Here is a 12,072-nt window from a genome sequence, read left to right on the forward strand (position 1 = left end):
TAAGTTATTGAATAATAAATGAAAATTAATCGGAATAAGAATGTTTGTGTTCCGCGTCTGGAGGCTAAGCGCTTGATTTACAGGCATAAAAAAACCGGACATTGAGTCCGGTTCTTCAAAAAGCTGGTTTCAAGCGGCAGTAAATTCTACCGGATAGGGAATCGAGGCTTGGGCCGTTTGCACTTTGGCGAGGGTTTCACGAACCACTTCCTTGGCCAGGCAGGCACATTTGCCGCATTGGCTGGCTACGCCGGTGGCCTGGCGGACTTCGCGATAGCTGCAGCAACCTTCGTAGATCGCTTCGCGGATTTGCCCGTCGGTGACGCCAGTGCAGAGGCATACATACATAAGTGAGAACCGTCGCTGGTTGTGACTCAATTGGGACGGATCTTAATGTTAACGAGAATGATTGTCAAAGTGGTTTCTCAAGGTCTTGCGCCAGAGCGTTGCCAGGCTGACGAACGGTTTATCCAGGACGACTGGTGCGGCATGGAACCGGACGGCGATTTTTTCGATGTCGCCGAAAAACCGTTGAAGACAGTCCAAATGCGCGGTGTATGATGATCGGCCCTTGCAAGCGGGTTCGTGTCACAGGGCTGTCGCCTGAGGGTGGCAGGCTGGCCCGGACCTTGTTTTCACGCTATTACATCAGGAGATATCCAATGAGCGTACTCGTAGGCAAACAAGCCCCAGACTTCACCGTTCCAGCCGTCCTCGGCAACGGCGAAATCGTCGACAGCTTCACCCTGTCCTCGGCCATCAAAGGCAAATACGGCCTGGTGTTCTTTTATCCACTGGACTTCACCTTCGTCTGCCCGTCCGAGCTGATCGCACTGGATCACCGCATGGATGATTTCAAGGCGCGCAACGTCGAAGTGGTCGCTGTCTCGATCGACTCGCACTTCACCCACAACGCCTGGCGCAACACCCCGATCAACAATGGCGGTATCGGTCAGGTGAAATACACCATGGCTGCCGACATGAAGCACGAAATCGCCAAGGCCTATGACGTTGAGTCCGAAGGCGGCGTGGCCTTCCGTGGCGCGTTCCTGATCGACGACAAAGGTGTTGTCCGTTCGCAGATCATCAACGACCTGCCACTGGGTCGTAACATGGAAGAACTGATCCGTCTGGTCGACGCGCTGCAATTCCACGAAGAGCACGGCGAAGTCTGCCCGGCCAACTGGAAAAAAGGCGACAAGGGCATGGACGCATCGCCTGAAGGCGTGGCCGCTTACCTGACCGAGCACGGCGGCAAGCTGTAAGCGCGCAAGGCATAAAAAAACCGGCCCTCGACAGGCCGGTTTTTTTATGGGGTTGTAAAGCAGAACACAGACCCCGTGGCGAGGGAGCTTGCTCCCGCTGGGTGGCGCAGCCGCCCCAAGATCTTGTGAGCGCTGCGCACTCAAGCGGGAGCAAGCTCCCTCGCTACACAAAGAGCCAGGCCGATGTCAGTCGTCGAAATCCTGCCAGCCACCCATCTGCTTCCACCGATTGACGATGCCGCAGAACAGCTCGGCGGTCTTCTCGGTGTCGTAGCGGGCCGAGTGGGCTTCACGGCCATCGAAATCGATGTCGGCCGCCTGGCACGCCTTGGCCAGGACGGTCTGGCCGTACGCCAGGCCAGCCAGGGTCGCGGTGTCGAAGCTGGAGAACGGGTGGAACGGGTTGCGCTTCATGTCCAGGCGCGCGACGGCGGCGTTGAGGAAGCCCAGGTCGAAGCTGCTGTTGTGGCCGACCAGGATCGCTCGCTTGCAACCATTGGCCTTGAGCGCCTTGCGCACGCCACGGAAGATGTCGGTCAGGGCCGTTTCTTCGCTGACAGCCATGCGCAACGGGTGATCGAGCTTGATCCCGGTGAACTCCAGGGCCGCCGCTTCGACGTTGGCGCCTTCGAACGGTTCGACACGGAAGAAGTAGGTGTGGTCAGGGAACACGAAGCCTTTTTCGTCCATGCCAATGGTGGTCGCGGCGATTTCCAGCAAAGCGTCGGTGGCGGAGTTGAAACCGCCGGTTTCTACGTCGACGACGACCGGCAGGTAGCCACGGAACCGAGCTGCCATGGGGTGACGGGCGCCGCCCGAACCACCGTTGCCGTCCAGTTCGTCGTCGAAATGATCTTCACTCACGCGTTTTCCTCCAGCAGGCGCCAGCGCAGTTTTTCACCGGCGCGCAGCGGGATGACAGCCAGATCGCCGAAAGGCAGGCTGGCGGGGGCGGTCCACTCATCGCGAACCAGGGTAATACGATCGGTGTTCACCGGCAGGCCATAGAAACGTGGGCCATGCAGGCTGGCGAAGCCTTCGAGCTTGTCCAGCGCGTTGCGCTGTTCGAAGGCTTCGGCGTACATCTCGATGGCGGCATAGGCGGTGTAGCAACCGGCGCAACCGCAGGCCGCTTCCTTGGCATGCTGGGCGTGGGGTGCCGAGTCGGTGCCGAGGAAAAACTTGGCGCTGCCGCTGGTGGCGGCGTCCAGCAAGGCTTCCTGGTGGGTATTGCGCTTGAGGATCGGCAGGCAATAGAAGTGCGGCCGGATCCCGCCCACCAGCATGTGGTTGCGGTTGTACAGCAGGTGATGTGCGGTAATGGTCGCGCCGACGTTGGCCGGGGCCTCGTTGACGAACTGCACGGCATCGCCGGTGGTGATGTGTTCGAACACTACCTTGAGGGTCGGGAAGCGCTCCACGACGCGGCGCATGTGCTCGTCGATGAAGATTTTCTCGCGGTCGAACACGTCGACGTCGCCCCGGGTGACTTCACCATGGATCAACAACGGCATACCGACTTCGGCCATGGCCTCCAGCGCCGGGAAGATCTTGTCGATGCTGGTGACGCCGGAATCGGAGTTGGTGGTCGCGCCGGCCGGGTACAGCTTGGCGGCATGGACGAAGCCGCTGGCCTTGGCCTCGCGGATTTCTTCGGGCTGGGTGCGGTCGGTGAGGTAAAGCACCATCAACGGTTCGAAGCGGCTGCCAGCCGGGCGTGCGGCGAGGATGCGCTGGCGATAGCCGTCGGCTTCGGCGGCATTGCGCACTGGCGGAACCAGGTTAGGCATGATGATTGCGCGCCCGAAGGTGCGCGCGACATCGGCGACGGTATGGGTCAACACAGCACCATCGCGAAGATGAATATGCCAGTCGTCGGGACGCAGCAGGGTCAGGCGGTCGGACATTGGGGGGCTTCCAGGCGGGTCAAACTGTGGGAATGCTACCGGAAAAGACCGATTCAGGCACCCGCTATCAAGTTCTGGCGCAACTTACCGATAGCTCCTACAGGTGTGCCACGAATCCGTTCAGTGCCCCGGACAGGCGTCATGCCCTCGGCATGCGTCGATCTTTGTATAAAAGTCAGTGGAGCCTCCCGTGCGCCAGCGTTATCTAGCCTTGCTCAGTGTGTTTGCCAGCCTTCCCGCCATGGCGCTCACTTTCCAGACCCGTCTGGAGAGCATTGAGTGGACGGTCGAAGGCGACAAGTTCGAGTGCCGGCTGAGCCAGCCGATCACTGATTTTGGCAGTGGCGAATTCGTGCGCCGGGCGGGTGAGCAGGCCACCTTCAGGCTCAAGGCCTATAATCCGATGCTCGGCGGCGGTTCCGCGACCTTGCTGGCGGCGGCCGCACCATGGCAACCGGGGCGAGGCGATATCAACCTGGGCTCGGTCAGCATTGGCAGTGGCGATGTGTTGTTCAACAGCTCGCAGGTCCAGGCCGGTCGCTTGATCAGCGGCCTGATGGACGGTCGCAGCCCTGTGGTACGGCGCAATACCGAGGACGGTCGAGTGTCGGAAGTCCGGTTGCTGCCGGTGCGTTTCAACAAAGCCTTCAGCGACTATCAGAGCTGCGTGGCCAAGTTGCTGCCGAAGAATTTCGAACAGGTGAAGCAGACCCAGATCGGCTTCCCTGGCGAGGAAGTCGAGCTCGATGCGCGAGCCAAGGCCCAGTTGCAGGTGATGCTCGACTTCATCAAGGCCGACCCGAGCGTCAATCATGTCGAACTCGATGGTCACTCCGACAACAGTGGCAATCGCCTGACCAACCGTGAACTGTCGCGCCGTCGGGCCCTGGCGGTCCAGGATTTCTTCAAGGCCAATGGCTTCCAGGAATCGCAGATCACCCTGCGTTTCCACGGCGAGCGTTATCCCCTGGTGCCCAATACCAACGCCGCCAACCGGGCCAAGAATCGTCGCGTGGTCGTGCGCCTGGAGCGTGTGGCGCCGACCGAAGCACCGGCCCCGCAGCCGACAACCCCGGCGCCAGCCCCAGCAGCAGCCCCCGCCAAGGTTCCGGCACCGGCTGCGGCACCGGCCAAGGTTCCCGCTGCCGCCACTGCACGCACGTCCTGATCAAGGGCGGCCGTCGCTCAATCGACATAATCTGTCGCTTCGTCGTCATAAGCTGTCGCGCCTCTGTAAATTATCCGCATTGGACGTTAGACTTCCCGGCTTTCCGTACAACCCGTGGAGTGATGGCATGGCGGACGTAAACAAGGTCGTTCTGGCGTATTCCGGCGGCCTGGACACTTCGGTGATCCTCAAGTGGCTGCAGGACACTTATAACTGCGAAGTGGTGACCTTCACCGCTGACCTGGGGCAGGGCGAGGAAGTCGAGCCTGCACGCGCCAAGGCCCAGGCCATGGGCGTCAAAGAGATCTACATCGATGACCTGCGCGAAGAATTCGTCCGCGACTTCGTGTTCCCGATGTTCCGCGCCAACACCGTTTACGAAGGCGAGTACCTGCTGGGCACCTCCATCGCCCGTCCGCTGATCGCCAAGCGCCTGATCGAAATCGCCAACGAAACGGGCGCCGATGCCATTTCCCATGGCGCCACCGGCAAAGGCAACGACCAGGTGCGTTTCGAGCTGGGTGCCTATGCCCTCAAGCCGGGCGTGAAAGTCATTGCCCCGTGGCGTGAATGGGACTTGCTGTCCCGTGAAAAACTGATGGACTACGCCGAGAAGCACGCGATTCCGATCGAGCGCCACGGCAAGAAGAAATCCCCGTACTCGATGGATGCCAACCTGCTGCACATCTCCTATGAAGGCGGCGTGCTGGAAGACACCTGGACCGAGCACGAAGAAGACATGTGGCGCTGGACCGTCTCCCCGGAGAAGGCTCCTGATACTCCGCAATACCTGGAACTGACCTATCGCAACGGCGATATCGTCGCGCTGGACGGCGTTGAGATGAGCCCGGCCACCGTGCTGGCAACTCTGAACCGCATCGGTGGCGAACACGGCATCGGTCGTCTGGACATCGTCGAAAACCGCTATGTGGGCATGAAGTCCCGCGGTTGCTACGAGACCCCGGGCGGCACCATCATGCTGCGCGCCCACCGGGCGATCGAGTCGATCACCCTGGACCGCGAAGTGGCTCACCTCAAGGACGAGTTGATGCCCAAGTACGCCAGCCTGATCTACACCGGCTACTGGTGGAGCCCAGAGCGCCTGATGCTGCAACAGATGATCGACGCCTCCCAGGCTCACGTGAATGGCGTGGTACGCCTGAAGCTGTACAAGGGCAACGTGATCGTCACCGGGCGCAAGTCCGACGAGTCGTTGTTCGATGCCAACATCGCGACTTTCGAAGAAGACGGCGGTGCCTACAACCAGGCTGACGCGGCCGGCTTCATCAAGCTCAACGCCCTGCGCATGCGCATCGCGGCGAACAAGGGTCGCAAGTTGTTCTGACCCTGGTGACCTGAAAACGGCCTGCCATGAGCAGGCCGTTTTTTTTACCCTTTTTTTGTGTGGCTTTTGTTGCGGCGCTGCCCCGGCTCGCTTATTTATCCCGCCCGTGCGTTGCCAGGTCTGCGCTGCTGTAGATGACGTACACGACGATGCTGGTTTGCTTCAAATGTCTTGATCGGCAAGTCTCGATCGGGCGTTTCGATTGGCTGCATACGATACAAAGGGTATCTGGTCCGCGCCTGCGTCGATGAAGACGTATCACCAGCAGTTCCTTGACGTCGTCGGCCCGACGTAGCTGTCGTTTGCGTCGACAGGGCGAATCATCCATGGTCTTTATGAAGTGTTTGCTCTTGCGAAAATCCGAAGGTGAATACAACGAACGATAATTGAAGTTGAGCGTTATGAAAAAAAGCAGCAATAGATAAAAAGGAAAACTGATCAGGAACCACAGGTAATACTCACGATCCTGGTCATCCAGAAAGGGCAGGGAAATCGCTGCGGAAGTTTCGGATAAAGTGGCGAATATGGCGATGAGGGTCATGGGGTTGGTTATGGTCTTCAAAGGTTTGTTCATGGTTAATGCTCATGGAGTACTTGTGCTCGGTGTGTGGGTTGGAAAGTGGTTGTCCATGCCGAATGAAATATAGGCATGGTCGCAATGGCTGCCGATGCTGGATGTCAGGCGCCTGAATATGTTTTATATAGGATTCCCCTTCCTTAAGTGAGTGGAAGGTAGTTTTAACAGTAAATAATTCAGTTACTTTCTATGAGTGAAGAACTTTCCAGTGGGCTGTCCATAGGTGGGTGGGCCGCTGAAAAAGCGCATTGTTCACAGGGTTACCGAATTGTTAAGAAAGGTCATTCCTTCTCTGTAAAAAATCCATGACACATTTTTTCTGCGGCGATTTGTAGGACTTTTCTGTATAGCTTGTAGGTTCTGTCTCTCGGTGCGAGCGGTCAGGGGGGGACGGCATGCCAAGGTAGAAATGACTAGGCTATTGTGCGTGCTCTAAAAATTCGAACAGCGAAGTTGGATTTGCCCATGAATAAAGTGCTGATCGTGGATGATCATCCCGTCATTCGTCTTGCTGTACGTTTGCTGATGGAGCGTCATGGTTATGAAGTCGTTGCCGAAACCGATAATGGCGTCGATGCGTTACAGTTTGCTCGCGAACTTATGCCCGATATCGTCATTCTCGATATTGGTATTCCGAAGCTGGACGGATTGGAAGTCATTGCTCGCCTGACGGCCATTCCTTCACCCATGAAGGTGTTGGTGCTGACTTCCCAGGCGCCGGGACATTTTTCAATGCGCTGCATGCAGACGGGGGCGGCCGGGTATGTATGCAAGCAACAGGATCTTACCGAGTTACTGAGTGCAATAAAGGCGGTACTGTCCGGTTACAGTTACTTTCCCAACCAGGCATTGCATACGGTGCGGTCGAGTCTGGGTAATGCCAGTGAGTCCGATATGGTCGATCGATTATCGGGGCGGGAAATGATGGTCTTGCAGCAACTGGCGCGCGGAAAGACCAACAAGGAGATCGCCGATGGAATGTTCTTGAGCAACAAGACCGTCAGTACTTACAAGACGCGCCTGTTATTGAAGCTCAATGCCCGTTCGCTGGTCGACCTGATCGAACTGGCGCAGCGCAATGGCTTGGTGTGAGTTTTCGGGTCACGCGTACTCAGTAAAAAGCCTCCATCAGGGAGGCTTTTACGTGTCAGAGGTCAAAATCGTAATCGGCCAGTTGTTTCTGCAGGCGACGCTCTTCCAGCAGGTTATCGATGGTGCGGCGCTTGCTCAGGTTGGTTTTCGCCACTTCCACGACCACAGGTTCGACGTCGTCGCCCTCAGCGGCGATGAATTCGTCTTCTACATCCAGTTGTTCTTTGCCAGCACTCATGGGTTCGACTCCAGGCTAAGACTGCCATTGGCGCTCCTTATATCGATAAACCGCGGGCGGGTAAAAAAGATTTTTTCAATCGATGGATCGATAAAAGCAATAGCACCTCAATCGTCGGAGGTCTTGTGCTTGTATTCGCATAAATCTTCGATTCGGCAGCTGCCGCAGCGAGGCTTGCGCGCCAGGCAAACGTAACGGCCGTGAAGGATGAGCCAGTGATGGGAGTCCAGCAGGAATTCCTTGGGAACAAATTTCATCAATTTCTTCTCGACCTCCACCACGTTTTTGCCGGGGGCCAGCCCGGTGCGGTTGCTGACGCGGAAAATGTGGGTGTCGACCGCCATGGTCAACTGCCGAAACGCGGTATTGAGCACGACGTTGGCGGTTTTGCGGCCGACCCCCGGGAGGGCTTCCAGCGCTTCGCGAGTTTGCGGGACTTCACTGCCGTGGCGCTCGATCAGCAGGCGGCAGGTCTCGATCACGTTTTTGGCCTTGCTGTTGAACAGCCCGATGGTCTTGATGTATTCGGACAGTCCTTCGACGCCCAGGGCATAGATCGCCTCTGGCGTATTGGCCACCGGGAACAGTTTGGCCGTGGCTTTGTTGACGCCGACATCGGTGGACTGGGCTGACAGGATGACCGCGATCAGCAACTCGAACGGCGAGGAATAGGCCAGTTCGGTTTTCGGTTCCGGGTTGTCCTCGTGAAGGCGACGAAATATTTCCAGGCGTTTTGCGGCGTTCATGGGCGCGGCGTTTCCTCAACGGATGAATGGGGGCTGGCGGCCGTCCAGGCCTGTCGGGCCGCCAACAGCAGCCCGAGCAGAATGTACCCGCCAGGGGCGAGCAGGGCCAGGGGCAGGCCGTTGCCGATCAACTCACGCACGGCGCCCAGGCTGATCATCAAAAGGCCAAACAGCCCGGCCAGCCTGAGGCGTCCGGGCCAGCGAGAATCAACGAAGAAGCCCTCATGCTCCAGCGCTACGCAGCTCAAGGCGATCCAGCCAACGTAAAGGCTCAACGGTCGATACAATTCCAGTGCCCAGGCCTGGAGGACAAGGCCAATGCAGGTGCTCAGGGTAGCGGCCAACACGATAGAGGCGAGCAGCCGTTGACAGGCTGCCAGGTGTTGCCGCACAAGCCCCATTGCCAAGCCATGGCTGAAAAGAACCAGGGCCCAGGCCAGCCATAACCCCAGCGCGCCAACCAGCGAATCGCTCGCGCCGACCAATGGGACGAGCAGCAGGCCGTGTGTCAGTCCCCATGGCTTATTCATTGGCCGCCACCCCCGTCAACTGAGCCTTGTGCTCGTCGAAGTAACGCAGCGCATCGTGAACAGCCTGGAGGACCGCCCGGGACGTCACTGTCGCGCCAGCCAGTTGATCGAACTGGCCCTGGTCCTTTTTCAAGGCCCAGCCGCCGTCATCAGGCGCCTGGCGTGATTTACCCGTGAAGGTCTGCAACCAGGCGTTCGGCCAGCCGGCAATTGCTGCGCCCAATCCGGGTGTCTCGGATTGGCGCAGGGTCTTGACACCCAGCAACCGGCCCTGTGGATCGATGGCGACCAGCAATTCGATGCTGCCTTCATAGCCCAGCGCCTGGCTACGCAGCAGCACGGCGCTGGGTTGGCCGCTGCGAGTCGCCAGGTAGCCGCCCAGCAGCGTGCTATGGGCCAGGGGCTCTGAGGCTGTGACAACGGGGTGCGCCAACGGCTGGTTATCATAGTGGTCGGTGGGCAGCACCTCGAGCAAGGCCCTGTTCGCCAGCGCTTGCTGCTGGGCCTCGATGCGCCCGGCCGTGCCGAGGTGCGTGAGGTAAGTGGCACCGAGCCCCAGGCCGATCAACAGGGTCAGGATTGCCACGCCGACGGGGTTGTTCATGTCAGTGGCCGCCGTTGTCGCGCCTCGGCAAACCGGTCCAGTGCCGGCACGCCGAGGTTCATCAGCAACACTGCGAACGCCACGCCGTCGGGATAGCCACCCCAGGTGCGTATCAGATAGACCAGCAATCCCATGCCCGCGCCAAACAGCAGGCGGGCGAGAGGAGCCTTGGCACCTGAGACCGGTTCGGTCGCGATAAAAAACGCGCCGAGCATGGTTGCGCCGCTGAACAGATGAAACAGCGGCGAGCCATGGGAGTCGGAGCCCGAACCGTTCCAGCACAGCAGGCTGACGACGGATAGGCTCAGCAGCATGCCCACGGGTGCATGCCAACTGAACACCCGTTGCTGCAGCAGAAACAGACCGCCCGCCAGGAAGGCCAGGTTGACCCATTCGCCACCCCGGCCACCGAAACGCCCGAACGCCGGATCGTTGGCGAACAGTTCATCGACGGTCAGGCTCGCGTTGATTCGCAGGCTGTCCAGTGCGGTCGCCCCCGCCCAGGCATCGGGCGCCGGATGAGCGCCGAATACCTGCTGCAAGCCTTCAGACAGGCCCATGCCGTGGAGCGCCGGCCAGTGACTCATCTGGGAAGGAAAGGCCACCAGTACCAGGGCGTACCCGAGCATTGCCGGGTTGAACGGGTTGCTGCCGACGCCGCCCCACAGGTGCTTGCCGAACAGCAAGGCGCAGGCGGCCGCCGTGACGGTCAGCCACCAGGGGCAATAGGCCGGCAAGGCCAGGGCCAGCAGCGTGGCGCTGACCAGCGCGCTGCCATCGTTCAGGTCGGGCCTGAGTGGCTGGCGTCGCAAACGCAGCACCAACGCCTCCACTGCCAGCGCAGTGACGCCGGACAACAGCAGGTTGAGCGCCACGCCCCAGCCTTGGAACCACAGCAACGCCAGTACGCCGGGCAGCGTCGCCAGCAACACTCGCGTCATTGCTTGGCGCAGCCGTTCGTCCACTGGCTCAAGAGGCGGCATGGGCGTCCACCTGGCGTTCGGCATCCTTCACCGCTTGTTCCAATGCCTGCAGTTGTTCATCCGATGCCGTAGCTGCCCGGGCTTTGCTGAGTTCGGCGCGGCGCATCGCCAGTTGGATCTTGGCCCGCTTCAGCTCGGCGTTTTGCGTCGGTGCTGGGGCTGGCGTGGCCGCGGGCGCGGCGTTTTCCAGTTGGTTCAGCGCCTGTTCGGCCGCTTCGAACTGGCGTTGCAGCACGATCAGTTGCGACTGCTGCTCGAAGGTTGGCGGGTGGCCGAACGCTTTCAAGGATTTGTTCAACTGTGCCCGGCTCATGGCCAGGTCGACCTTGGCTTTTTTCAAGGCGGCATCGGCGGTGGCGGCTTTTTGCGCGCGCACGCGCTCCAGCGCGGCTTGTACGGGGTCGAGTGCCGGGTCCTGGGTTTGAGCCTGGGCCTGCGCCGCCCGTTGGGTCCGAGCCAGGCGCTCGGCCTGGCGCTGTTCCTCTTCGCGGCGCAGGCGCGCATTGCGTTGTTCGAAGCGGCGCCGGGCATGATTGCGCTTGGCGGTTCGCGCCTGTTGTTCTTCGGTGCTGAAGGCCAGGCCGCCGACAATCGGCAGCACGTTTGCCGTCGGCAGGGGACGCATTTCGATGCAATCGACCGGGCAGGGCGCCACGCACAGGTCGCAGCCTGTGCATTCGTCGATGAGGACGGTGTGCATCAGCTTGGCGGCGCCGACAATCGCGTCCACCGGACAGGCCTGGATGCACTTGGTGCAACCGATGCATTCGGCTTCCCGGATAAAGGCGATTTGCGCCGGGGCCACGCCGCGGCTGGTGTCCAGCTCCAACACCGGTATTTTCATCAGTTCGGCCAGGGCCGCGATGGTTTCGCGCCCCCCGGGCGGACATTTATTGATCGGCTCGCCCTGGGCGATGCCTTCGGCGTAGGGTTTGCACCCGGGATGGCCGCACTTGCCGCATTGGGTCTGCGGCAGCAGGGCGTCGATACGTTGAATCAGGATCATGTTTTGACCAGCCCGCGTAATCCGAGAAAGGCCACCGCCATCAGTCCGGCGCTGATCAACTGAATCGGCAGGCCCCGAAAGGGCAGGGGAATATCGTTATTGAAAGTGCGCTGGCGCAAATCGTCGAACAGGCCCAGCACCAGCCAGAACCCCAGCCCGGCACCCAGGCTCAGGGCGATGGCGTGGCCCAGGCCCCGGTCATCCTGGCCGTTGAGCAGTGTGACGCCCAGTATGCCGGCATTGCCGAGCAACAGCGGCCACAACCCCTCGAACGACATTGCCGGCCGCCAGCGTGCCAGCAGGCGCAGCAAGGGGCCGATCAGCAACACGCTCAAGGACAGCCAGGCCAACAAGCGCAGCGAGACCAGGTTGCTCGGCGCCAGCAGGCAATGATCGATCAGGTAGCCCAGGGTACCGACGATCAGCATCAGGCACGCCGTCGCCAGGCCCAAGGCGTGCACCTGCTTTCGACCATTGGCCGCCAGCAGCGGATCGACGCCCAGCGGCCAGTGCAACACCAGGTTGTTGATCAGGGCAGCGCTGAACAGCGTGAGGACGATTTCGGTCATGGGTGCGTTGGCGACAAAGGGCCTGTTACAAGATTAGGCATT

Annotated in this window: 16 protein-coding genes; 5 read left to right on the top strand and 11 right to left on the bottom strand. The window is 60.1% G+C overall.

The window, feature by feature from the left end:
- Positions 1-129: 129 nt before the first annotated feature.
- Entirely contained in the window at positions 130-348 is a 219-nt protein-coding gene (locus BLT00_RS10670) for a bacterioferritin-associated ferredoxin (RefSeq protein ID WP_003178704.1), read from the bottom strand.
- Between the two features lie 57 nt (positions 349-405).
- Here BLT00_RS10670 and BLT00_RS31840 point away from each other — a divergent pair, with 57 nt between their 5' ends.
- Both BLT00_RS31840 and BLT00_RS10675 read left to right on the top strand, forming a co-directional pair.
- Positions 406-561, top strand: a complete 156-nt coding sequence (locus BLT00_RS31840) for a hypothetical protein (RefSeq protein WP_158265801.1) — start codon at positions 406-408, stop codon at positions 559-561.
- Positions 562-662: 101 nt separating this feature from the next.
- Complete coding sequence (locus BLT00_RS10675) at positions 663-1,265, top strand: peroxiredoxin (RefSeq protein WP_025215179.1); 603 nt, start codon at positions 663-665, stop codon at positions 1,263-1,265.
- A 186-nt stretch (positions 1,266-1,451) separates the two neighbouring features.
- Here BLT00_RS10675 and rnt read toward each other — a convergent pair whose 3' ends face one another.
- Together rnt and pyrC are read right to left on the bottom strand one after the other, a co-directional pair.
- Positions 1,452-2,129 (bottom strand): ribonuclease T, encoded by a 678-nt coding sequence (gene rnt, locus BLT00_RS10680; RefSeq protein WP_063324649.1) that lies wholly within the window; start codon positions 2,127-2,129, stop codon positions 1,452-1,454.
- Positions 2,126-3,172, bottom strand: coding sequence for a dihydroorotase (pyrC, locus tag BLT00_RS10685; RefSeq protein ID WP_003204946.1), 1,047 nt, complete (start codon positions 3,170-3,172; stop codon positions 2,126-2,128). Before pyrC ends, rnt begins: the two co-directional genes overlap by 4 nt.
- Positions 3,173-3,362: 190 nt before the next feature.
- Between pyrC and BLT00_RS10690 the strand changes: the two genes are divergently transcribed.
- Both BLT00_RS10690 and BLT00_RS10695 read left to right on the top strand, forming a co-directional pair.
- Positions 3,363-4,340 (top strand): flagellar protein MotY, encoded by a 978-nt coding sequence (locus tag BLT00_RS10690; RefSeq protein ID WP_063324650.1) that lies wholly within the window; start codon positions 3,363-3,365, stop codon positions 4,338-4,340.
- Positions 4,341-4,467: 127 nt separating this feature from the next.
- On the top strand, positions 4,468-5,685 hold the full coding sequence (locus tag BLT00_RS10695) for an argininosuccinate synthase (RefSeq protein ID WP_003204943.1): 1,218 nt from the start codon (positions 4,468-4,470) through the stop codon (positions 5,683-5,685).
- Positions 5,686-5,776: 91 nt separating this feature from the next.
- On the opposite strand, the gene BLT00_RS32130 is transcribed toward BLT00_RS10695, so the two are convergent.
- Positions 5,777-6,259 (bottom strand): hypothetical protein, encoded by a 483-nt coding sequence (locus BLT00_RS32130; protein ID WP_092145156.1) that lies wholly within the window; start codon positions 6,257-6,259, stop codon positions 5,777-5,779.
- Between the two features lie 468 nt (positions 6,260-6,727).
- Here BLT00_RS32130 and BLT00_RS10705 point away from each other — a divergent pair, with 468 nt between their 5' ends.
- Positions 6,728-7,354 carry a response regulator transcription factor gene (locus BLT00_RS10705; protein ID WP_003204939.1) on the top strand — a complete coding sequence of 209 codons (627 nt, stop codon included), beginning with the start codon at positions 6,728-6,730 and terminating at the stop codon, positions 7,352-7,354.
- A gap of 55 nt (positions 7,355-7,409) precedes the next feature.
- Here the strand turns inward: BLT00_RS10705 and BLT00_RS10710 are convergent, their stop codons facing one another.
- From BLT00_RS10710 to BLT00_RS10740, 7 genes are all read right to left on the bottom strand, one after another.
- Positions 7,410-7,592, bottom strand: coding sequence for a PA3496 family putative envelope integrity protein (locus BLT00_RS10710; RefSeq protein WP_063324652.1), 183 nt, complete (start codon positions 7,590-7,592; stop codon positions 7,410-7,412).
- A 107-nt stretch (positions 7,593-7,699) separates the two neighbouring features.
- The gene (gene nth, locus BLT00_RS10715; protein ID WP_003204935.1) at positions 7,700-8,338 is read right to left on the bottom strand and encodes an endonuclease III; all 639 of its coding nucleotides are present in this window, start codon (positions 8,336-8,338) and stop codon (positions 7,700-7,702) included.
- Positions 8,335-8,868 (bottom strand): Rnf-Nqr domain containing protein, encoded by a 534-nt coding sequence (locus BLT00_RS10720; protein ID WP_092145158.1) that lies wholly within the window; start codon positions 8,866-8,868, stop codon positions 8,335-8,337. Before BLT00_RS10720 ends, nth begins: the two co-directional genes overlap by 4 nt.
- Entirely contained in the window at positions 8,861-9,472 is a 612-nt protein-coding gene (locus BLT00_RS10725; protein ID WP_092145160.1) for an RnfABCDGE type electron transport complex subunit G, read from the bottom strand. Before BLT00_RS10725 ends, BLT00_RS10720 begins: the two co-directional genes overlap by 8 nt.
- Positions 9,469-10,455, bottom strand: a complete 987-nt coding sequence (locus BLT00_RS10730; RefSeq protein WP_092145162.1) for an RnfABCDGE type electron transport complex subunit D — start codon at positions 10,453-10,455, stop codon at positions 9,469-9,471. Before BLT00_RS10730 ends, BLT00_RS10725 begins: the two co-directional genes overlap by 4 nt.
- A complete protein-coding gene (rsxB, locus tag BLT00_RS10735) occupies positions 10,442-11,461 on the bottom strand; it encodes an electron transport complex subunit RsxB (RefSeq protein ID WP_092145164.1) in 1,020 nt (339 codons plus the stop codon). The genes BLT00_RS10730 and rsxB overlap by 14 nt, the downstream gene beginning before the upstream one ends.
- Entirely contained in the window at positions 11,458-12,030 is a 573-nt protein-coding gene (locus BLT00_RS10740; protein ID WP_092145166.1) for an Rnf-Nqr domain containing protein, read from the bottom strand. Before BLT00_RS10740 ends, rsxB begins: the two co-directional genes overlap by 4 nt.
- Between the last annotated feature and the right edge of the window lie 42 nt (positions 12,031-12,072).

Source organism: Pseudomonas sp. NFACC51 (assembly GCF_900103575.1).
GTDB classification, from domain to species: Bacteria; Pseudomonadota; Gammaproteobacteria; order Pseudomonadales; family Pseudomonadaceae; genus Aquipseudomonas; species Aquipseudomonas fluorescens_Q.

Excerpts from the sequence above, each read along its gene's own strand:
- BLT00_RS10670 (WP_003178704.1), bottom strand. The coding sequence starts at position 348 with ATGTATGTATGCCTCTGCACTGGCGTCACCGACGGGCAAATCCGCGAA.
- BLT00_RS31840 (WP_158265801.1), top strand. The coding sequence starts at position 406 with ATGATTGTCAAAGTGGTTTCTCAAGGTCTTGCGCCAGAGCGTTGCCAG.
- BLT00_RS10675 (WP_025215179.1), top strand. The coding sequence starts at position 663 with ATGAGCGTACTCGTAGGCAAACAAGCCCCAGACTTCACCGTTCCAGCC.
- pyrC (WP_003204946.1), bottom strand. The coding sequence starts at position 3,172 with ATGTCCGACCGCCTGACCCTGCTGCGTCCCGACGACTGGCATATTCAT.
- BLT00_RS10695 (WP_003204943.1), top strand. The coding sequence starts at position 4,468 with ATGGCGGACGTAAACAAGGTCGTTCTGGCGTATTCCGGCGGCCTGGAC.
- BLT00_RS32130 (WP_092145156.1), bottom strand. The coding sequence starts at position 6,259 with ATGAACAAACCTTTGAAGACCATAACCAACCCCATGACCCTCATCGCC.
- BLT00_RS10705 (WP_003204939.1), top strand. The coding sequence starts at position 6,728 with ATGAATAAAGTGCTGATCGTGGATGATCATCCCGTCATTCGTCTTGCT.
- BLT00_RS10710 (WP_063324652.1), bottom strand. The coding sequence starts at position 7,592 with ATGAGTGCTGGCAAAGAACAACTGGATGTAGAAGACGAATTCATCGCC.
- nth (WP_003204935.1), bottom strand. The coding sequence starts at position 8,338 with ATGAACGCCGCAAAACGCCTGGAAATATTTCGTCGCCTTCACGAGGAC.
- BLT00_RS10720 (WP_092145158.1), bottom strand. The coding sequence starts at position 8,868 with ATGAATAAGCCATGGGGACTGACACACGGCCTGCTGCTCGTCCCATTG.
- BLT00_RS10725 (WP_092145160.1), bottom strand. The coding sequence starts at position 9,472 with ATGAACAACCCCGTCGGCGTGGCAATCCTGACCCTGTTGATCGGCCTG.
- BLT00_RS10730 (WP_092145162.1), bottom strand. The coding sequence starts at position 10,455 with ATGCCGCCTCTTGAGCCAGTGGACGAACGGCTGCGCCAAGCAATGACG.
- rsxB (WP_092145164.1), bottom strand. The coding sequence starts at position 11,461 with ATGATCCTGATTCAACGTATCGACGCCCTGCTGCCGCAGACCCAATGC.
- BLT00_RS10740 (WP_092145166.1), bottom strand. The coding sequence starts at position 12,030 with ATGACCGAAATCGTCCTCACGCTGTTCAGCGCTGCCCTGATCAACAAC.